This is a genomic window from Nonomuraea cypriaca, from assembly GCF_015645445.1.
Taxonomy (GTDB): Bacteria; Actinomycetota; Actinomycetes; order Streptosporangiales; family Streptosporangiaceae; genus Nonomuraea; species Nonomuraea cypriaca.
The window spans coordinates 1-20534 of the sequence record NZ_JADOGI010000189.1; the positions used below are offsets into that span (position 1 = coordinate 1).

Annotated in this window: 19 protein-coding genes; 8 read left to right on the plus strand and 11 right to left on the minus strand. The window is 70.0% G+C overall.

What is annotated here, in order from left to right:
- Positions 1–1817: Xaa-Pro dipeptidyl-peptidase (locus tag ITP53_RS41345; RefSeq protein WP_195900926.1), on the plus strand; the 1817-nt coding region annotated here is incomplete at its 5' end.
- Here the strand turns inward: ITP53_RS41345 and ITP53_RS41350 are convergent.
- On the minus strand, positions 1814–3040 hold the full coding sequence (locus ITP53_RS41350; protein ID WP_195900927.1) for a M20 family metallopeptidase: 1227 nt from the start codon (positions 3038–3040) through the stop codon (positions 1814–1816). The two genes, ITP53_RS41345 and ITP53_RS41350, sit on opposite strands and share 4 nt — an antisense overlap.
- A 529-nt stretch (positions 3041–3569) precedes the next feature.
- Here ITP53_RS41350 and ITP53_RS41355 point away from each other — a divergent pair.
- Complete coding sequence (locus ITP53_RS41355) at positions 3570–4922, plus strand: peptide ligase PGM1-related protein (RefSeq protein ID WP_195900928.1); 1353 nt, start codon at positions 3570–3572, stop codon at positions 4920–4922.
- Here ITP53_RS41355 and ITP53_RS41360 read toward each other — a convergent pair.
- Positions 4894–5118, minus strand: a complete 225-nt coding sequence (locus ITP53_RS41360; protein ID WP_195900929.1) for an SCO4848 family membrane protein — start codon at positions 5116–5118, stop codon at positions 4894–4896. The two genes, ITP53_RS41355 and ITP53_RS41360, sit on opposite strands and share 29 nt — an antisense overlap.
- Before the next feature lie 98 nt (positions 5119–5216).
- Between ITP53_RS41360 and ITP53_RS41365 the strand changes: the two genes are divergently transcribed.
- Positions 5217–6332, plus strand: coding sequence for a D-alanyl-D-alanine carboxypeptidase family protein (locus ITP53_RS41365; RefSeq protein WP_328817435.1), 1116 nt, complete (start codon positions 5217–5219; stop codon positions 6330–6332).
- A 54-nt stretch (positions 6333–6386) separates the two neighbouring features.
- Here the strand turns inward: ITP53_RS41365 and ITP53_RS41370 are convergent, their stop codons facing one another.
- The gene (locus ITP53_RS41370; protein ID WP_195900943.1) at positions 6387–7316 is read right to left on the minus strand and encodes a YihY/virulence factor BrkB family protein; all 930 of its coding nucleotides are present in this window, start codon (positions 7314–7316) and stop codon (positions 6387–6389) included.
- A gap of 281 nt (positions 7317–7597) precedes the next feature.
- Here ITP53_RS41370 and ITP53_RS41375 point away from each other — a divergent pair, with 281 nt between their 5' ends.
- Entirely contained in the window at positions 7598–8788 is a 1191-nt protein-coding gene (locus ITP53_RS41375; RefSeq protein WP_195900931.1) for a helix-turn-helix domain-containing protein, read from the plus strand.
- A 72-nt stretch (positions 8789–8860) separates the two neighbouring features.
- Complete coding sequence (locus ITP53_RS41380; protein ID WP_195900932.1) at positions 8861–9055, plus strand: hypothetical protein; 195 nt, start codon at positions 8861–8863, stop codon at positions 9053–9055.
- Between the two features lie 138 nt (positions 9056–9193).
- On the opposite strand, the gene ITP53_RS41385 is transcribed toward ITP53_RS41380, so the two are convergent.
- Positions 9194–10009, minus strand: coding sequence for an alpha/beta fold hydrolase (locus ITP53_RS41385; RefSeq protein WP_195900933.1), 816 nt, complete (start codon positions 10007–10009; stop codon positions 9194–9196).
- A 106-nt stretch (positions 10010–10115) separates the two neighbouring features.
- On the opposite strand from ITP53_RS41385, the gene ITP53_RS60680 reads away from it, so the two are divergent.
- Positions 10116–10787: a histidine kinase gene (locus tag ITP53_RS60680; protein WP_195900934.1), complete on the plus strand. Its 672-nt coding sequence runs from the start codon at positions 10116–10118 to the stop codon at positions 10785–10787.
- Here ITP53_RS60680 and ITP53_RS41395 read toward each other — a convergent pair.
- From ITP53_RS41395 to ITP53_RS41405, 3 genes are all read right to left on the minus strand, one after another.
- Complete coding sequence (locus tag ITP53_RS41395; protein WP_195900935.1) at positions 10681–11004, minus strand: ATP-binding cassette domain-containing protein; 324 nt, start codon at positions 11002–11004, stop codon at positions 10681–10683. The genes ITP53_RS60680 and ITP53_RS41395 overlap by 107 nt on opposite strands.
- A complete protein-coding gene (locus ITP53_RS41400; protein ID WP_195900936.1) occupies positions 11001–11240 on the minus strand; it encodes a hypothetical protein in 240 nt (79 codons plus the stop codon). The genes ITP53_RS41395 and ITP53_RS41400 overlap by 4 nt, the downstream gene beginning before the upstream one ends.
- Before the next feature lie 178 nt (positions 11241–11418).
- A complete protein-coding gene (locus ITP53_RS41405) occupies positions 11419–13215 on the minus strand; it encodes an ABC transporter permease (protein ID WP_195900937.1) in 1797 nt (598 codons plus the stop codon).
- Between the two features lie 446 nt (positions 13216–13661).
- Here ITP53_RS41405 and ITP53_RS41415 point away from each other — a divergent pair, with 446 nt between their 5' ends.
- Complete coding sequence (locus ITP53_RS41415; RefSeq protein ID WP_195900944.1) at positions 13662–13820, plus strand: hypothetical protein; 159 nt, start codon at positions 13662–13664, stop codon at positions 13818–13820.
- Positions 13821–13857: 37 nt separating this feature from the next.
- On the opposite strand, the gene trpS is transcribed toward ITP53_RS41415, so the two are convergent.
- Together trpS and ITP53_RS41425 are read right to left on the minus strand one after the other, a co-directional pair.
- The gene (gene trpS / locus ITP53_RS41420) at positions 13858–14862 is read right to left on the minus strand and encodes a tryptophan--tRNA ligase (RefSeq protein ID WP_195900938.1); all 1005 of its coding nucleotides are present in this window, start codon (positions 14860–14862) and stop codon (positions 13858–13860) included.
- Between the two features lie 14 nt (positions 14863–14876).
- A complete protein-coding gene (locus tag ITP53_RS41425; RefSeq protein ID WP_195900939.1) occupies positions 14877–16193 on the minus strand; it encodes a hemolysin family protein in 1317 nt (438 codons plus the stop codon).
- Between the two features lie 86 nt (positions 16194–16279).
- Here ITP53_RS41425 and galE point away from each other — a divergent pair, with 86 nt between their 5' ends.
- Positions 16280–17230, plus strand: a complete 951-nt coding sequence (gene galE, locus ITP53_RS41430) for a UDP-glucose 4-epimerase GalE (RefSeq protein WP_195900940.1) — start codon at positions 16280–16282, stop codon at positions 17228–17230.
- 236 nt (positions 17231–17466) lie between these two features.
- Here the strand turns inward: galE and ITP53_RS41435 are convergent, their stop codons facing one another.
- Both ITP53_RS41435 and ITP53_RS41440 read right to left on the minus strand, forming a co-directional pair.
- Positions 17467–18453: a malate dehydrogenase gene (locus tag ITP53_RS41435; RefSeq protein WP_195900941.1), complete on the minus strand. Its 987-nt coding sequence runs from the start codon at positions 18451–18453 to the stop codon at positions 17467–17469.
- A gap of 54 nt (positions 18454–18507) precedes the next feature.
- The coding region (locus tag ITP53_RS41440) for a serine/threonine-protein kinase (RefSeq protein ID WP_195900942.1) at positions 18508–20534 on the minus strand (2027 nt) is incomplete at its 5' end.

Sequence of the window (20534 nt, forward strand, 5' to 3'; positions counted from 1 at the left end):
CCCCACCCGCCACCGCCGGCACCCCCGCCATCAAGGTCGAGAACAACGCCACGCAGCCGGTGTTCTCCCGGGCTGACGCCGTCATGCAGACGGTGTTCGTCGAGGTCGAGGGGACCGACAGCGACAGCGACGGCAGCCCCGACCGGGTCGCCGTCGACATCCTTCGCCCCAAGGAGACCGACCAGGGGCTCAAGGTCCCCGTGATCATGGAGGCGAGCCCGTACTTCGCCGGCGGCAACGACGTCGCCAACCATCCCGTGGACGTGGACGAGAACGGCAACCCCCTGCCCACCCTGCGCGCCCTGTCGAACAAGCTCGCCGCCGAGCCCTTCGACGGCTACTACGACAACTACTTCCTGCCCCGCGGGTACGCCGTCGCGCTGGTGGAGAACCTGGGCAGCGGCCGCGCCACCGGCTGCCCCACCTCCGGCGACGTCAACGAGACCGCGGGACCGAAGGCCGTGATCGACTGGCTGAACGGCCGCGCCAAGGGCTTCGACGCCTCGGGCGCACCGGTCGAGGCCACCTGGTCCACCGGCAAGGTCGGCATGATCGGCGTCTCCTACAACGGCACGCTCGCCAACGCCGTCGCCGCGACGGGCGTCGAGGGCCTGGAGACGATCGTGCCGATCTCGGCGATCTCCAGCTGGTACGACTACTACCGCGCCAACGGCGGCGTCCTCGCGCCGGGCGGCTTCCAGGGCGAGGACCTGGACGTACTCGCCAAGTACGTGCTGACCAGGGAGAACGGTCAGGAGGCGTGCGGCGCGCTGATCGACCGAATCGCCACCGAGCAGGACCGGATCACCGGCGACGACAGCGCGTTCTGGGCCGCCCGCGACTACATGAAGGACGTCGGCAAGGTCAAGGCCAGCGTCTTCGTCGCCCACGGGCTCAACGACTGGAACGTCAAGACCAAGCAGTCCGCGCAGTGGTGGTACGCCCTGGCCAAGCGCCACGTGCCGCGCAAGATCTGGCTGCACCAGGGCACCCACCTGAGCCCGTTCAACATCCGTACCGCCGAGTGGCTGCGCCAGTTGCACGGCTGGTTCGACTACTGGCTGCACGGCATCGACTCCGGCATCATGCGTGAGCCGCAGGCGGACGTGGAGATCGCGGTCGGCCAGTGGGAGCGGCACGCCTCGTGGCCGCTGCCCGGCTCGGCGACCGTCCCGCTCTGGCTGGGCTCGGGCTCGAAACTGAGCCTGCTCCCCCGGCCGCTGTCGGCCAAGCAGTCGTTCACGGACCAGAAGGCCAGGACCGCCGAGCAGCTGGTCGAGGCGACGGGCTCGGATCCGAACCGGCTGGCGTACTCGACCGGCGCACTGCCCGCCGACGTGCGGATCTCGGGCACGCCCACGGTGTCGGTGCGGGCCTCGTTCAAGGACGGCGCGTCGCCGTACCTGACGGCGTTGCTGGTCGACTACGGCACCGACGTCCGCCCGAACGGGAGCCTGGTCTCGACCGGCCAGAACTACTGCTACGGCCAGGGGATCCCCGGCGACACCGGCTGCATCGTGCTCAGGACGCTCGGCACGGCCACGACCCCTTACAAGATCGTCACCAGGGGCTGGCTCGACGTACGCAACCGGCACCGCCAGGACCGTACGGAGGCCCTGCGGCCCGGCAAGGACTACACCTTCAGCTGGGACTTCCAGCCGACGGACTACCTGTTCAAGAAGGGCCACCGGCTGGGCGTGGTGATCATCTCGACCGACTACGACTACACCCTGCGCTACCCGCCCGGCACGAAGATCACGGTCTCACCGGGGCACTCCTCCCTGCGACTGCCCGTGACCTTCGGCAGACTCCTCTAGGCCATCGCGGTGGTGGTGATCGAGTCGAGCGGGCCGACCTCCCACAGGGCGTTCAGCGCGGTCGTGGCCATGACCCGCACACCCATGGAGATCGTCTGCTCGTCCACGTCGAACGTGCCCTGGTGGATGTCGTAGGCGACCCCGCCGGGTGAGCGCGTGCCGAGCCTGGCGTACGCGCCGGGGATCGACTCGAGATACCAGGCGAAGTCCTCGCCGCCGAGCGACTGCTGGGTCGGGACCACGGCCCCGGCGCCCAGCGCCCGCTCGGCGGCCTCGGTCAGCATCTCGACGCTGACCTCGTCGTTGACCACCGGCGGCACGCCGCGCGTGTAGTCCATCGTGGCCTCCACGCCGTAGGCGCCGGCCACCGACTCCAGGAGGGACTTGATCAGGTCGGGGGCGGCGTGCCAGGCGTTCTCGTCGAGGCAGCGGACGGTGCCCTCGGCGATGCCGTCGTCGGGGATCGCGTTGGCCGCCGAGCCGGCCTCGACCCGGCCCCAGACGAGGCTGAGCGATGAACGCGGGTCGACGCGGCGCGACAGCGCGGCGGGCAGCTCGGTGAGGATCTTGGCCAGGGCGAAGACCAGGTCGGCGGTCAGGTGGGGGCGGGCGGTGTGACCGCCGGGGCCGGAGACCCGGACGGCCAGCTTGTCGCAGGCCGAGGTGATCGCGCCCGGCCTGAGCCCGAGCTGGCCGACCTCCACGCGAGGGTCGCAGTGGAGGCCGAAGATGCGGTCGACGCCGCTGATGCCGCCGTGCGCCATGACCTCGAGCGCGCCGCCGGGCAGCTCCTCGGCGGGCTGGAAGATCAGGCGCACCCGGCCGGGCAGCAGCCCGGCGGCGGCCTGCTGGGCGAGGAAGATCGAGGTGCCGAGCAGGATCGTGGTGTGCACGTCGTGCCCGCAGGCGTGGCAGACGCCGGGGACGGTGGAGCGGTAGGGGACGTCCTTCTCGTCCTGCAGGGGCAGCGCGTCGATGTCGGCGCGCAACGCGACGGTCGGCCCGTCGCCGCTGCCCACGTCGCAGATGAGGCCGGTGCCGCGCGGCAGCACGGAGGGGGTCAGCCCGGCGGCGGTGAGCCGCTCGGCGATCCGCTGAGTCGTGCGATATTCGGCGAAGGCCAGCTCAGGATGCATGTGGAGATCACGCCGGAACGCCACGAGATCCTGCTCGGTCTCCGTCAGGAACGCGTCGAGTTCGCCCCGAAGCTCACGTCCCCGCATATGTCACCATCCCGTCCCATGCCGCGCGCCCTCAATATGTGCTGACCATCGCGGCTCGTGCGCTGTAAGTAGTCGTCCATCCGCAGCGGCCGCCACCCGGTTGTGCGGCCGCTCGGCGAATCAAAAAACGCACCCGCTGGTGTCGGTGCGCGAGATCGTCAGCACGGGCTTGCGTCCATGAGCCGCTGCAGCCCGGGAGCACAGCGGTCGGCTGTGAGCCCGATGGCGATGCTTCGACTTTATCGCTCCTGCGCTACTTCGCGTCGCGAGATACACCAAAAGTTAGCCGACGGCATGTCCGTAACCACCGGTGGTCACATTGAGTGAGGTTCCGGTTGATCCGGAAATAGTCACAAGGGATCAGAAGATCATGACCCGAAGACGCCACTTCCAAACGTGGTCAGTGATTCCGAATCCTGTCACCTTCTGTCATGGTCATCACACTTCGGCGATGGCTGCATTTGAGAAGAATGCGTGTTTCACTCGCTGTATGATCACTAATATCCCGTTCGGGGAGAAGTATGCTGGGTTGAGCATCTTCGAGCCGGGCGAGGGGACCCTGGTGGTCGTACCCTCGCTCTCCCTTCCGCAGGACGAGCTCCGGCGCATCACGGCCGCCCGCTCGTACGAGGAGCGGTTGCTGTTCCTGCTGCTCACGCTCCGCGAGCCCGGGGTCAAGGTGATCTACCTGTCCTCCGCGCCCGTCGATCCCGACATCATCGACTACTACTTCGCGTTCCTGCCCGACCCGGATGACGCGGCCAAGCGGCTCACGCTGATCAGCCTCGACGACCCCTGGTCTCAGCCGTTGACCAGGACTCTGCTGTCCCGTCCCGACGCGATCGAGCGGCTGCGCGCGTCGATCGACGGCGACGCCTGGCTGGTGCCGTTCGTCCTGAGTGAGCTGGAGGAGGAGCTGGCCTCGTTACTCAGCGTTCCCCTCTACGGTCCCGCCACGTCCCTTTCCTATTACGGCTCCAAGAGCGGAGCCAGGGAGGTGGGACACGAGGCGGGCGTGCCGATGCCGCGCGGCTTCGGCGACATGCGTACGGCGCTGGAGATCGAGGAGGCCATCGACGTCCTGCCGGGCGAACGGGTGATCGTCAAGCTGAACGACGGCTACTCCGGGCTCGGCAACGTGATCGTCACCAAGTCTGACAGGTCGCGGACCAGCTTCTCGATGGCCGACGAGACCTGGGACAACTTCACGGCCAAGATGCGGGACCGGGGCGGCGTGGTCGAGGAGTTCATCGAGCACCAGCCGCTCTACCATCCCAGTGCGCTGGCCCGCATCACCCCGGGCGGCGATGCGCAGGTGCTCGCCACCCACGACCAGGTGCTCGGCGGGGCCAACAACCACGTCTACCAGGGCTGCACGTTCCCGGCGGCGGACGAGTACCGCGCCGAGGTCGGCGCGTCGGCGGACCGGATCGCGCGCGTGCTGGCCAAGCACGGCGTGGTGGGGCTCTTCGGGATGGACTTCTTCGCGCTCAAGGCCGACGCCGGGTACGCGGCGCTGCTGTGCGAGATCAACCTGCGGATCGGCGGCACCACGCATCCGTTCGGCGCCGCCATGCTGACGACGGGGGCGACGTACGACCCCGGCACCGGCTTCCTCATGTCCGGAAATCAGCCGAAGTTCTACACCGCGACCGACAACTGCGCTTCCGCGTGCCTGCGCGGGCGTACCCCAGGAGAGGTCGTGCGCACGGCCGAGCGGCTCGGGATCGGCTTCGACAAGGAGCGGCGCACCGGGAACGTCTTCCACCTGCTCGGGGCCATCCCCGAGTACGGGAAGCTGGGCTTCACCTCGATAGGCGACTCACGCGAGGAGGCCGACGAACTGCACGCCCTCACCCGGCGTCTCCTTTGCGGCCCCTGACCGGCGAGCCGAGCAGGCCGCGCCAGCCGATGATCCCCAGCACGACGGCGAGGACGATGTTCACCACGATGAGGATCCCGTGCACCACGTAGAAGCTGGTGGGATGCCCGTCGGCCAAGTTAAACCCGAGATTCACCCACTCGAAGATCATGAACACGCCGAGGATGATGAGGAAACCGGCGATCTTTCGCGACATGAATGCCTCTCTGGTATCGAAGGTGGATCTTCGGGGGATGTGTCGCCACATGGGCATTAACGCAGAGCTACGCTGAGACCGCCATGTGGACCAAAATCGTGCCAATTGCGGCATTCCTCGCATCGGCCTCGCTCACGAGCGGGACCGCATATGCCACGCCGACATATGCCGCGCCCTCGACACCGGTCGGCGGCGAGGCCATGGGCAGCCGCGGCCTGGTGTCGCCCGCGGGTGTCAAGAAGCCACCCAAGTCCCAGGCTACTTCGTACGTCATCGCGGACGTGACCGCCGGCCAGGTGCTCGCGGCGAAGGACGCGCACGGGAAGTACCTGCCGGCCAGCACGCTCAAGACGCTCACCGCGTTGACGCTCATCCAGAAGCTGGACAAGGACCTCAAGGTCCGGCCCAGCAAGAACGCGTGCAACCAGGAGGGCAGCGCGGTCGGCCTGTCGCCCAAGGCGACGTACAAGGTGGACGACCTGTTCAAGGCCCTGATGATGTCCTCTGGCAACGACGCGGCCATGGCACTGGCCGAGACGAACGGCGGCGTCGCCAAGACCATGAGCGACATGAACGCCGAGGCCAAGCGGCTGCAGGCGTACGACACCGTGGCCAAGACGCCCAGCGGCCTGGACAAGCCGGGGCAGAGCAGCTCGGCCTACGACCTGGCGCTCATCGCCCGCGCCGGCCTGGCCAACAAGGACTTCTTCCGCTACATCAGCACGAAGACCGCCAAGTTCCCGGCCCCGAAGGGCCACTACGAGATCAGCAACCACAACAAGCTGCTCTGGCGCTACGAGGGCATGGTCGGCGTCAAGAACGGCTGGACCACCAAGGCGCAGGCCAGCTTCGTCGGCGCGGCCACCCGCGGCGGTCACACGATCGTGGTGAGCATCATGCGGCACCAGGGCGGCTTCTGGGACGAGGTGGCCGAGCTGCTCGACTGGGGCTTCTCGGTCAGGGGCAAGGCCGCGCCGGTCGGGACGCTCGTCGACCCGCTCCCCGAGGCGCAGGCCGCTCCCCAGCAGGCTGGGTCCGCGCCGGCCACGAAGGTCACACCGGCCGCCCAGCCGCCGATGCTGGACACGGCCGCCTCCGCGCAGAGCGGCTACACCAGGACGGTCGGGTCGGTGGTGATCGGCGGCGGGCTGCTGTTCGGCCTGATCTGGCTCTGGTACGGGATCCGCCGCAAGCGCGGCAAGTCCCGGCTCTGAAGGCTCTTGAGCGCGCGGCCGGTCACGGCCATGAAACGCGCTGAGCGCGGCCGGTCACGGCTCCGATGACGAGGGGACGGGTGACGGCGACGGCGGCGGGCAGAAGCCGGCCGTGGCCGTCCAGGCGGCGACGTAGAGCACGAGCCTGGCGGAGAGGTTGATCCAGATCAGCAGGCCCGCGATGACGGCGAACGCACCGTAGACGGGGTTGCCGAGCGTCTGCCCGAGCAGCAGTGTGGCCACCTGCTTGAGCAGCCCGAACCCGATCGCCCCGAGCAGCGCCCCCCTGGCGATCACCCGGAACGGCCCCGCCCGCCCGGCCACCCATCCGAGCAGGATCACGAACAGCAGCCAGTCCGCCGCCACGCTCGCGACCACCCCGGCGATCCTGAGCCCGAGGGTGACCAGCAGGGGCGCGTCGCCGAAGAGGAAGTGCAGCACCCGGTCCGTGGCCGCGGTGGCGAACCCCGCGACCAGCACGGACGCGATCATGGTGATTCCGATCACGACGAGCGAGACCAGGTCACGCAGCTTGGCGGCGAAGTAGTTGAGCGGCGGCGCGGTGGTCATGGTCATCTCACGCAACGCGCCGCGCAACGCGTCCAGCGCGCCGAGCCCGGCGTAGAGGAGGCCGAGCAGGCCGATGATCCCCGCCGCCTCCTTGGCCCTGGCGATGGCGCCGATGTTGAGCTGGCCTGCGAGGCCAGGCAGGCGTTCGACGATCGCCTGCTGAAGCGCTTCCCTGGTGGTCCCGCTGGTCGCCACCACGAACCCGAGCGCCGCGTACGACAGCGCCACCAGCGGAAAGAACGACAGAAAGGCGAAGTACGTCACCGCGCCGGCCAGCCGGTCGCCGTACTGCAGCTGGTAGCGCCGCACCGCTCTGAGCAGATGGTCGAACGACAGCCTGCGCACCCGCCACTCGTCCACCTTGGCGCGGCCCCAGGACCTGACCGCTTCGATCCACTCCGCCGGGCCCGCCATCACGCCCGGCCCCGGCCGCCACGATCACACCCGCACCACCGTGCCGGCCGATTCCGCCGGCGTCGCGAGGACCGTCGCCACGTCATGGTGGAGCCTCTGCCCAGCCCGCCCGAACGCACGCCCCCGCCACCGGGACCGTGTCGCCGGAGCCGGTTCCCCAGTGCGACAGCCCGCTCACCAGGAGCGATATCACACCCCCTGAGCTGCACCGAAACCATGGCAGCCGGGATGCGGGAGCCCTAGCCTGAGGGGGTTGGGACGAGCCAGGAGGCATCCAGCCGATGACCGAAATCAGCACCGGGCAGATGGTCAGACTCCAGCGTGAGCGCAGGGGCATGAGCACGACCGCGCTCGCGACCCAGTCCGGATGCACCGCCCGGCACATCGAGTTGATCGAGCATGGCAAGCGCACCCCCTCGCTGCCCCTGCTGCGGGAGATCGCCAAAGTGCTGGGCGTACGCACCGCCGTGCTGTTGGGCGAGACCCCGCGTGACTCCCACGAGCCCAGCCGGCCGCAGGTCAGCGACATCGAGCGCGCCCTGTTCGCCTCCCGCTCCCTGGCGCCCGACATCGAGCCGCCCGACGCCGAACAACTGTCCGAACGGGTGGCCGCCGCGCGCAACGCCTGGTTCACCTCGACGAGCCGCTACTCGATCCTCATGGCGGCGCTGCCGTCCCTGGTCACCGACGCCGAGAGCCTGGTGCTCGACCAGACGCCGGACGCGCACCGTGTGGCGACGGACGCGTATCTGCTGGCCAGGGGCGTGCTCAAGCACCTACGGCGGGTGGATCTCGCGCATCTCGCGGCCGACCGGGCCATGCGCTTCGCCGAGGAGTCCGGGGATCCGCTGATGGTCGCGTGGGCGTACTGGAATCTGGGGCAGTCGATGTTGTCCGACGACATGCACCAGATCGCGTACGACGTCGCCCGGCGCGGCATCGAGCTCCTCGATCCCCACGTCGGCGACGGCGACCAGCGCCACATCAAGGCGCTCGGCGCGCTCCACCTGCTCGCCGCGATCGGCGCGGCCCGCTCGGGAGACGACGACGAGGCCAGGGACACGCTGCGCGGCGTGGCCTCCCGGCTCGCCGCGCGCGTCGAGGACTCCTCGGGCGACTACGACCTGGCCTTCTTCGGCCCCACCAACGTCGCCATCCACATGGCCAGCGTCGAGAACGACACCGGCCACCCTGAAGCGGTGCTGCGCATCGCCGACGACATCGACCTGCGCCGCACACCGTCCATCGAGCGGCGCACCACCCACCTGGCCCAGGTCGCCCGCGCCTGCGAGGACCTGGGCGACGACGCCGCCAGCCTGCTCCACCTCCTGCGCATCGAACGCGAGTGCCCGGAGGAGCTCGACCACAAACTGCTGCTGAGGGAGATGGTCAGATCGCTGGCGCGGCGCGCGCGGCCGTCGTGGGCGCCGGAGGTCCGTTTCCTCGCGGAACGCCACGGGATCGTGACCTGAGCCCGCGTCCGAACTCAGAGTTCGGACGCGGGAGTTCGTCACGGAGCGGCTTCCCGATGACACTCTGCGTTCATGACCACAGCGCCGAGTGCCGATTTCGTCATGGAACGCCTCATGCAGGAGGCTACACGCGAGTTCCCGGGGTGGATGTTCGAGCGAGATCGTTCCGGCTGGACCGCCTCCCAGGGCGACCTCCGGCTCACCAGGCCCAGCCTGGCCGCCCTGCGCGCCCTACTCCGCATCCACCGCGCGACTCGGCGCAAATGAGACGACACCCCTCCTGAGGTCGGCGCGTCCCTCCGGACGTCGGCGCGGGCCTTCTGAAGTCGGCGGCCTTCCTGATGTTGGCGCGTCCTTTTCTGAGGTCGGCTCGGGGTCCCGGCGTGTCACCTGAGCCGGCGACGGTCAGCCGGGCGGGGGGAGGACTCTGGCGGCCAGCTTCTCGATGGTGGCGGCGACCTGGCCGGGGGCACGGGCGTGGGCCCCGTGCCCCTCCCCGTGCAGCACCACCCGCTCCGCCTGTGGCAACACGCGAGCCAGCGCGTCGAGACGCTCACCCAGATGGGCCGGGCTGCGGTCGCCGCCGAGCAACACCATCGGCACGTCGATCCCGGCGTAGGCGTCGAGCCGGATCCCGAGGGTGTCGATGGCGGCGTTGTCCTCGATCTGCCCGGGAACCAGGGCCCGCAGTCTTGGCTCGACCGACACGAACGCGCGGATCAGCAGCGCCGTCCACGCCGGGACGCCGACGGTGTCGCGTACGAAGATCTGCAGCGCCTTGCCCGGTTTGCCCGCCGCGAGAGCCGCCCGCGCCCGCGCGTGGATCTCGCCGTGCGGCCCGCCGAGCGGCGCGCCGATCACGACCGGCGGCTCGTAGAGGAGCGCACCGGCGAACGCCGACGGCGCGGCCAGCATGGCCTCCAGCGCGATCACCGCACCTGAGGAGTGCGCGGCCACCGGCATCGGCCCGCCGCCGATCGCCCGCACCACCGCGAGGACGTGCTCGACCTCCTGCTCGATCGTGCATGACGCGCCGTCGAGGTCCAGCCGGTAACGGCGGCGGTGCACGCGTACGACCCGGTGGCGCGGCGCCAGCAGGGCCGCCACCTTCCCCCAGGACGCGCCGTCGTCGAGACCGGGATGGAGGACCAGGATGACCGGCCCGCTCCCCTCGTCGATGGCGCGGGCCTCGGTTCCGTCGGCGGCACTCGTCTTGATCATGACACCCTCCTTTGCATCGCTAAATTAGCACTGCTAAGGGTTTGCCGCCAGCTCGCCCGGTGTGATGCATTAGGGGAATGATCGCCGGGGGGGGGTACCGAAGTGGGTGAGTCGTCCCTGGGTGGGGGATGTCGCGCTGGCCGTCGTGGTGCTGGTCGCGGAGCTCGGGCAGCCCTCCGTGGACCTCACCGAGTTCGTGCTGACCGGGGACCTCACGTCACCCGCCGTCGCCCGCAACGTCAGGTTCCTGCTGATCGGGGTCGGCGCCGCGGGGCTCATGCTGCTGCGGCGGCGCCATCCGGTCGTCGTCGCCGGGCTCGTCGGCGTGCTCTACGTGGTGGGCGCCCAGGCGCCCGCGTACGACGCCCCGGTCAGCGCGATGGTCATCGCGCTCTACACCGTGGGCAGGCACACCTCGGGGCGGATCGCCCTCGCCGCAACGGCGCCGGCACTGGCCGCCGGATGGCTCCTCCACGAGATCGCGTTGGACGGCCCTCCCCCGGCGGTCGTGAGCTTCGCGCTGATGCCGGCGATGCCGGTGGCCGCCGGCTACGTCGTACGCCTGCGCGGGGAGCTGTCCGAGCGGCGTGAGCAGCGGGTGGCCGAGGACGCGGTACGCGAGGAGCGCCGCCGCATCGCGCGTGAGCTGCACGACGTGATCGCCCACCACGTCAGCGTCGTCGGCTGTACATGGGCGTCGCCAGGAGGACGATCTGGAACACGAAACCGATCCGCTCGCTGCGCAGGTGCGACAGCTCGGCCTCGCGCATCTCGGTGATGTCGGCGCCGCCAATGTGCACCGTGCCCGAGGTGGGCCGGGTCAGGCCCGCGGCGCACTGGAGCAGGGTGCTCTTGCCGGAGCCCGACTGCCCCATGACCGCGGTGACCGATCCGCGGGCGAAGCCGTGGGTGACGTCCTTGAGCGCGGTGACCGCGGAGGGTCCCGTACCGTAGATCTTTGTGATGCCGTCGAGCCGGACCGCGGGCTCGTTCATGCCAGGCCCTGCCTTTCGTTGCTCGTCGCCGCGCGGACGACCAGCAGCGATCCCGCCAGGACGCCGAGCAGCGCGGCCCCGCCGAGGGGGACCAGCCAGTCGAAGGGGATGAAGGACACCAGGTCGGCCAGGCCGCCGGGCTCGCTCGCGGCGTGCACCAGCACCGTCCACGTCGTCGCGGCGAGGGCCAGCACGAAGACGGGGAGCACCGTGAGCACGCTCTCCCAGCAGGCCATCCGCAACACCTGGGCGCGGTGAACACCATCTCCGCGAGTTCCGGAGTTGAGGGATAGATCGTGGCCACCGTGTAGCGCTCGTCCCTGGCCGCTCCCGGGAAGCGCACGAGCACCCGTGATCCGACCACGACCCCCCTCGCGGCCGCCGTCGACTCCTCCATGGCGACCTCGCCCCTGCTCAGGTCGCCGAGCAGCCGGCCGCGTACGGGCAGGTCCAGGACCTGCGACAGATCTCCGGTGACCACCGTGGCGGGCGTCCGGGCACGCGGGCGTCCCTCCACGACGACCGCAGCGAGCGCACGGCGACCACGGCGGATGTTCCCTCCTGGCTTTGAACGCGGCGCAGCAGCTCCCCGGACAGTCCGATGGGCGGGGCTTTCACCACGTGATCCGCGCTGATCTCGCCGGCCGACCGCGCGGCCACGCTCCAGTCGTAGAAGAGCTGGGTGCCGGCGGTCGCGCCGACCAGCGTCAAGCCCAGCGTGAGCGCACTGGCCGCGCCGGCGAACCTGCGGTGGTTGAAGACGACGTTGGCCGCGGCGAGGAACCCGCTCACGCGGGCCACCCGGGTGGCTCCGCCGCGCAGCAGCGTGCCACTGGCCCGCACGAACCACGGCGCCACCAGCCCCGTGGAGGCCACGACCAGGGCCAGCGTGAGCGTCTGCGCCAGCATGGTCCCGATCTGCCCGCCGAAGACGCCCGGCCGCCAGAGCTGGACCGCCGACAACCCGCCGGCCGCCACCAGCAGCGCCAGCCCGGTCAGCAGCCGTCCCTTGCCGAGCCGCCGGCCCTCCGCCGGGGCCTCGCCCAGCGCGTCCCCCGGCCGGATCCGCAGCGCCCGCGCCACCGCGAACAGGCTCGCCGCGAGCGCCACGCCCAGCGTGAGCGCGAACGTCCACGCCATGGCCTGCGGGCGGTAGCTCACCTCGAACGCCGCGCTCACCGTGCGGAAGTCGCGGAACCTGTCCGCGATCACGGGCGCCGCGAGCATGCCGAGCGGAATCGCCACCGCCGTGGCGACCACGGCCAGGAGCAGCCCCTCGGCGAGCAGCAACGAGCGGATCTGCCTTGACCGGGCGCCCATGGCACGCAGCACCGCGAGCTCCATGCCCCTGCGCCGCACCGACAGCCCGACGGCTGCCGCGACCATGCCGGTCGCCACGAGCGCGGCGGTGCCGAGCATGAACCACAGCGTGTTGAACTCGCCACCGACCGGCGCGCGGAGGTTGCCCTCCCGCAGGCCGCGTTCTGTCCCTGTCACGGCGGCCACCGTCCGCCCGCCCGGCGGGTTGTACGCCCCGAGAACCTGCTCGACGGCGGCCCTGAGCGCCACCACGCCGGTGCCAGGCCGGGGGTAGACGCCGAGCGCGTCCGTCCCCGACCGGTGCCCGGCCAACTCGGCGGCGTGACCGTCGGCGAAGAACAGCGCCGACTGGTACCGCCATGGCGTGCTCGTCGCCGCCACGCCGACCACCTCATGAGGCCGTACGGTCCCCGACACGCCGATCTCGACGTCGTCACCGATCCCGGCCCCCGCCGCCTCCGCCAGCCGCGCGTCCAGCACCACCTCGCCCGCCGCGCGCGGCGGCCGCCCCTCCAGGATGCCGAACGGCGTCAGCCGGGCACTCGACCAGCCATGCCCCCAGGGACGGGGATTCTGGTCGCCCGCGACCTCCACCGGGACCCCGCGGACCGAGAGCTCCGCGGGGAAATGCAGCTCGGGCACCGTCGTGGCCACCTCGGGCAGCGCGTCGACGGCCGCCACCAGGCCGGGCGCTATCGCCCCCGTGATCCCGCCGGTCCCGATGACCAGGGGCACGCCCGCGTACCGCTCCACGGGCACCTCCTGGCGGTCCACCGAATCGATGACGAACCACAACCCGCCGACCATGGTCGTGGCGACGACCAGGGTGACGAACGCCCCCAGCACGCTCCCCGGATGCCACCGCAGCGTCCGCCACGCCATCCACACCATGCGACCCCCTCCGGCCTCACCGCTGGCACAACCTCCATCCAGCGTGCGGCCGGAAACGGCCCGGATCATCGGCCCCAGGAAGGGTCCCGGGCCGTGACCCCGGACCCCCTGCGGCCCTCGGCCGGTACCGCGGTCCCGGGCCGGTCATCGCTTCAGCACCTCGGCCAGACTGGTGACGCTCAGGGCGGGCCGGTGAGCCTCGATCGCGGTCTCCTGACCGCTGTAGTACGTCATGGAGCCCGGCCGTCCGATGCTCGGCGGTGGCCTGCACGCCGCCGCGTTCGGCGATCCACGCCGCCGCCTCGCGGGCCCTGGCGGGGGTGTCCGCGCAGAGGTTGACGACGACCCGGCCGGCCAGGGCGGCGGGAGCCTGCTCCAGGATGGCGTACACCGCGTCGTAGTCGGTCAGGCTGAGCACCACCAGCTCGTTTGGCCTCCTGCGCCAGATGTTCGACGACGCGGCGGATCCGGCGGAGGCGATGGTCGCCTGTACCCGCACGCCGGCGTCCGGCCTGCGTGAGTCGGCCCGGCTCGACGGGTGCCCGATCATGACCACGGCGATCGCCGGCCAGCGCCTCGCCCGCCTCATCGACTCCTACCGGTGAGACACGCCAGGGATCATCGAACAGCGGGGCGCGGGTGTCACTGCGTGGGGAGGAAACCAATCCGGTCCCGGACCTCGGCCATCGTCTGCCGGGCCACCGCCGTCGCGCGTTCCGCGCCGATGGCCAGTATGCGGTCCAGCTCCTTCTCGTCGGAGAGCAGCTTCTCCGTGCGCTCCCTGATCGGGGTGAAGGTGTCCAGGACCGCCTCCGCCACGTCCTTCTTGAACGTGCCGTAGCCCTGACCCTCGTAGCGGGCGACCAACTCGGGGATGGGGGTGGCGGTCAGCGCGGACTGGATGCGCAGCAGGTTGGCGATGCCGGGCTTGTTGTCCTCGTCGAACAGCACCTCAGAGCCGGTGTCCGTGACCGCCCGCATGACCTTCTTGCGGAGCGGGCCCGGCTGCTCGAGGACGTCGATGATGCCCGCCGGGCTGGACGATGACTTGGACATCTTCGCCGTCGGCTCCTGAAGGTCGGTGATCTTCTCGACCTCCTTGAGGATGTACGGCTCCGGCAACGTGAACGTGTCGCCGAAGCGGTGGTTGAAACGCTGCGCGAGGTCGCGGGTGAGCTCCAGGTGCTGCTTCTGGTCGGCCCCCACGGGAACCTGGTCCGCCTGGTAGATCAGGACGTCGGCCGCCTGCAGAATCGGGTAGGTGAAGAGGCCGACGCTGGCGGCGTTTTCCCCGAACTTCGCGGACTTGTCCTTGAACTGGGTCATCCGGGCGGCCTCACCCATGCCGGTGAGGCAGATCAGGATCCAGGCGAGCTCGGAGTGCTCGCGCACGTGCGACTGCACGAAGACGGTGGAGCGTTCCGGGTCGAGCCCCGCGGCGAGGAGTTGGGCGGCGGCGACGCGGGTGCGGCGACGCAGGACCGCCGGCTCGGTCTGCACGGTGATCGCGTGCAGATCGGCCACGAAGTAGAACACGTCGTGGGTCTCCTGCAGGGCAACCCACTGACGAACCGCACCCAGGTAGTTGCCCAGGTGGAAGGAGTCCGCGGTGGGCTGGATGCCGGAGAGAACACGAGGTCTGGCCATAGCAGCCAATTGTGTCAGGAATCCTGCTCGGGCGGCGACTCGACCGCCATGGGTCTGCGTTTCACTCGTAGCCTGGCGATACGCCGCCCATCCAGCTCCGTCACAGTCATCTCAAACCCAGAAATTTCCACCTTTTCCCCGACATCTGGGACATGTCCCAGCATCGCCATGACAAACCCCGCCAGCGTCTCGTACGGCCCGTCGGGCAGCCTGATCCCGGTCTCGGTGGCGAAGTCGTTGAGGTTCGTCAGGCCCTCGATCTCGATCTCGCCCGCGGGCAGGACCACGACGTCCTCCTGAACGTCGTACTCGTCCCTGATGTCGCCGATCAGCTCCTCGACGAGGTCCTCCATGGTGACGATGCCGGCCGTGCCGCCGTATTCGTCCACCACGATCGCCAGGTGCTGACCCTCGTCGCGCATCTCGTTCAGCGTGGTGAGCAGCCGCTTGGACGCGGGCACGAACTTCGCCGGCCGGATCGGCACGACCTCGCTGATCGGCTCCGTGTGCCCGGTCAGGGCCGGATCGAGCAGGTCACGTACATGGACGAAGCCAACGATCTCATCGTACGACTCCCGATAAACCGGAAAGCGGGAGTGCGGCAGCCCGGCAGCCAGCCGCGCGGCCTCGCTCAGCGGCGTGTCCGCGTCCATGAACTCGACCTCGGTACGCGGCAACATCACCTCCCTGAGCTGCCGTTTCCCGGCGGCGAACACCTCCACGATCAGCTTGCGCTCGTCGGTGGTGAGGTCGGTGTGCCCGACGACCATGTCACGCAGCTCCTCGGTGCTGACCTCCTCCCGATCGGCCTCCGGGTTGCCGCCGAGCAGCCGGACCACGCCGTCGGTGGACTTCGACAGCATCCAGATGATCGGCCTCGACAGCGCCGCCACCCAGTCCAGGAACGGCGCCACGAACAACGACAGCCCCTCGGCCCGCTGCAGCGCCAGCCGCTTGGGCGCCAGCTCACCGAGCACGAGCGACACGTACGAGATCGCCAGCGTCACCAGGACGAGCGCCAACACGGGGGCCACGGCCACGGGCACCCGCCACCCTTCGAGCACGGGCACGAGCTGCGCGGCCAGCCGGTCGGCGCCGAACGCGGCCGACAACATGGTGGCCACGGTCACGCCGATCTGCACGGCGGACAGGAACCGGTTGGGGTCACGGGCGAGCTTGGCCACCCGCTCGCCCCGGCGCCCGCGCTTGGCGATTTGGCGCACCTGACTGTCCCGCAGGGAGACCATCGCCATCTCTGCGGCGGCGAAGAAGCCCCCGATCAGAATGAAAAGCAGGACCAGGGCGATGTTGGCCGCGACGGTGTCAAACATGGTGGTTGGCAGCGTACTCGTGTGCTTTCCAGCGTATGCTGAACGGCAAGCCGTACAAAATCAAACATATTTGGACAGGAGTACACATGAGGCTGCTGGTCACAGGAGGGGCCGGATACGTCGGCAGTGTCGTCGCCGCGCAACTCGTCGAGGCGGGGCACGAGGTGACCGTGCTCGACGACCTGTCCACGGGGCACGAGGACGCGGTCCCCGAGGGCGCCCGTTTCGTCAGGGCGTCCATCACGGAGGCCCACGACGCGCTCGACGGCATGGACGCGGTGCTGCACTTCGCGGCCAAGTCGCTGGTGGGCGAGTCGGTTCGGGAGCCGGGGCGCTACTGGGCCGCCAACCTGGGCGGCACGCTGGCCCTGCTCGACGCCATGCGGGACCAGGGCGTGAACAGGATCGTGTTCTCCTCGACGGCGGCCACGTACGGTGAGCCTGAACGCTCCCCCATCCAGGAGAGCGACCCGACGCGCCCGTCCAACCCCTACGGCGCCTCGAAGCTGGCCGTCGACACCGCGCTGAGCGCGTTCGCGCGCGTGCGCGGGCTGGGCGCGGTGAGTCTGCGTTACTTCAACGTGGCCGGCGCCTACGGCCGTTACCGCGAGCGGCACACGATCGAGACCCACCTCATCCCCAACGTCCTCAAGGTCGCGACCGGCGAGCGCGCGTCGGTGAGCGTGTTCGGCACCGACTACCCGACGCCCGACGGCACCTGTGTGCGCGACTACGTCCACGTGGCCGACCTGTCCCAGGCGCACCTGCTGGCGCTGGACGCGGTCACGCCTGGCGAACACAAGATCTACAACCTGGGCAGCGGCGCCGGCTTCTCCGTGCGGGAGGTGATCTCGGTCTGCCGTGAGGTGACCGGACACGAGATCCCCGCCGTCGTCGAGGACCGCCGTCCCGGCGACCCGGCCGTGCTCGTGGCCTCGTCCGCGAGGATCCAGCGCGAGCTGGGCTGGAAGGCCGAACGGCCGGGCCTGCGCGACATCGTCTCGGACGCCTGGGAAGCGCTTTCTCGAAACGGCTGATATGAGGGCCGAAAATGTGCTGTGATACCGAAATGTGAGGAGCTTTTCACCAAGGGTCACGAAACCGCGCTTCTGCGCTCTCATCGTGGTGGGTAGCCTCACAGCGGCGGCCGGCGTGATCTTCGCCACGTCCCCGCCGTCGCAGGCCGTGCGGCCGGCGTCGTGCCCCGAGGTGCAGACGACGGCGCGCGGGCCGGGTGCGCCCCCCGCGACGGGGCGAGGGGCGCCGACAGACGTCAGATGAGGCCGAGCGACGTCACCGCGTCGCGCTCCTCCTGCAGCTCGGCCACGCTGGCGTCGATGCGCTCACGGGAGAAGGCGTCGATCTCGAGCCCCTGGATGATCTCGAACGTGCCGTCGGCCGCGCGGACCGGGAACGACGAGATGAGCCCCTCTGGCACGCCGTAGGAGCCGTCGGAAACGACCGCGGCCGACGTCCAGTCGGTGCCGTTGACCCAGTCGTGGACGTGGTCGATCGCGGCGTTGGCGGCCGAGGCGGCAGACGAGGCGCCACGCGCCTCGATGATGGCGGCGCCGCGCTTGGCCACCGTCGGGATGAACGTCTCCCGCAGCCACTCGGACTCGACCTGCTCGGCCGCGACCTTGCCGCCGACCTCGGCGTGGAACAGGTCAGGGTATTGGGTGGCGGAGTGGTTGCCCCAGATCGTCATCTTCTTGATCTCGGTGACCGGGACCTGCAGCTTGGCCGCGAGCTGCGACAGCGCGCGGTTGTGGTCGAGCCTGGTCATCGCGGTGAAGCGGTCGGCGGGCACGTCGGGCGCGTTGCGCTGGGCGATGAGCGCGTTGGTGTTGGCCGGGTTGCCCACGACCAGGACCCTGATGTCGTCGGCGGCGTGGTCGTTGATCGCCTTGCCCTGCGGGCCGAAGATGCCGCCGTTGGCGCCGAGCAGGTCGCCGCGCTCCATGCCGGCCTTGCGCGGCATGGCGCCGACCAGCAGGGCGACGTTGGCGCCCGCGAAGGCGACGTCGGGGTCATCGGTGATCTCGATGCCGGACAGCAGCGGGAACGCGCAGTCGTCCAGCTCCATGGCGGTGCCCTCGGCCGCCTTCACCGCCGCCGGGATCTCCAGCAGACTCAGCTTCACCGGGACGTCGCCGCCGAGCAGCTGCCCCGACGCGATGCGGAACAGCAACGCGTAGCCGATCTGGCCGGCGGCTCCGGTCACGGTCACCTTGACGGGCCCCTTGGCTGACGACGCCATGGCCTTCCCCTCACTCGCAGGAATCATTGACTTTGGGATGCTACCCGGTTGTCATCAGCAGCTTTCCATCGCGGGCACGTTGAGCTCCGGTTTGAACTCGACGTTGCCGAAATAGCTGTTCAGGAGCTGCTGCATGGCACCGGTCCGGTAGAGGTCGGCGATGATCGCCTTGACCGCCTTGCAGGTCTTCGCGTCGCCGTTCCTGATGCCGACGGCGTAGCGCTCGTTGTTGAGCTTGGCGCCGAGGATCTTGTACTTCACGTCCTCCCGGCTGGCGAACCCCGCCAGGATCACGTCGTCGCCGGGCACCGCGTCCACCTCGCCGCTGGCGAGCATGTCCATGCAGGCGGCGTAGTCGTTGGCCGCCACGGGCATGACCTTCACCTTGTCCTGCACCGCGCTCACCAGCGCGCGGTTGAGCGCGCAGATCCGCTTGCCCTCGAGGTCGGAGAGCGAATCCAGCCCGCCGTCTGCGCGTACGAGGAGGTCCTGGTGGGCCAGATAGTACGGCCCCGCGAACTGCACCTCGCTCCGGTCGACGGAGTACGTGGCCACGACGAGATCCACCGTGCCCTTGGCCAGGGCCACGGCCCGGTCATTCGTACTGACCTGGACGAATGTCGTCTCCTTCGCGCCCAGCCCGGCGGCGACGCGCTTGGCGATCTCGACGTCGAACCCCTGGAAGGAGTCGCCGTTCCGCAACCCGACGCCGGGCAGGTCGCCCTTCACACCGATCACGATCTTCCCGCCATCGGCCACCTTGTCGACGACCGTGGAGACCCCGGTGGTCCCGTTCTGCTCAGGCCGCTCGCCGAACGCGAGCGGCGGCCAGCCGTTCAGCGCCAGCGCGAGCGCCGCCGCCGCGATCAGGACGACTGCGAGGAGCAGCCCGATCCACCACTTCCCCCGCCCCCGCCGCGCGGGCTCGGCGGGCTCCGGCATCGGGTACGCCGCCCCACCGCCCTCCGGCGGCACCGTCGGACCACCAGCGGGCGGCACAGTTGACTGCGCCGCCACACCACCGGTGCCACCCGGCGCCTTCGTCACGTGCTCGGCAGGCCCCGCGACCCCATGCCGAGGCTCCACCACACCGCCCTGCTGAACCGGCCCCGCACCGGTCTGCTGAGCCGGCGCCACGGATCCCTGCTGCGGTGAGACCAGCGAGCCCGTCCGGCCCGGCCGCTCGGTGATCGATCCGGCCGACACCCTGATGAACGGCGTGGTGTCGTCGCCGGCCACCTGCACGCCCTGATTGAGCACCGCCGTGGAGGCCCCCACGGCGGTGGACTGCCCCAGCAGCCGCAGCAGGATCTGGTCGGCGGAGGGCCGCTCCGCGGGCGACTTGGCCAGCGCCGAGCGCACCACGCCGCGCAGCGGCTCCGGCATCATGCTGACGTCGACCTCGTGGTTGAGGATCCGGTTGAGCACGACCGCGATCGACTTGCCCTCGAACGCCGTCTCCCCCGTCGCCGCGAAGGCGATCGTCGCCCCCCACGAGAACACGTCGGTGAAGGGCCCGATGTCGTCACCGGCGATCTGCTCCGGCGCCATGTAGGAGGGGGTCCCGATCGCCCGGCTGGTGATCGTGCCCGTGGAGTCGATGATCCGGGCGATCCCGAAGTCCACCACGCGCGGCCCGTCGGCGGCGATCAGCACGTTGTCGGGCTTGAAGTCGCGGTGCACGATCGAGGCGTGGTGGATGGCGGTCAGCGCGGTGGCGGTGCCGATCGCGAGCCGGTCGAGCACCGTGCCGGTGAGCGGCCCGTCGGTCTCGACGATCTCCCTGAGCGGCCGGCCGTCGATGTACTCGCTGGCGATGTACGGCGTGTCACCGTCGAGATCGGCCTCGATCACCCGGGCCGTGCAGAACGACGCCACCCGTTTGGCCGCCTTCAACTCCCTGGCGAAACGCGACCTGGCGATGGTGTCGCCGGAGAACTTCATGTGCAGCAGCTTGATCGCGGCCCGCTCACCCTGATCGTTGACGCCCAGGTAGACGATGCCCTGCCCGCCCTCCCCCACCCCTCCGGACAGCCCGAATGACCCCAGCTGACTGGGATCGCCCGCCACCAAAGGCGAGA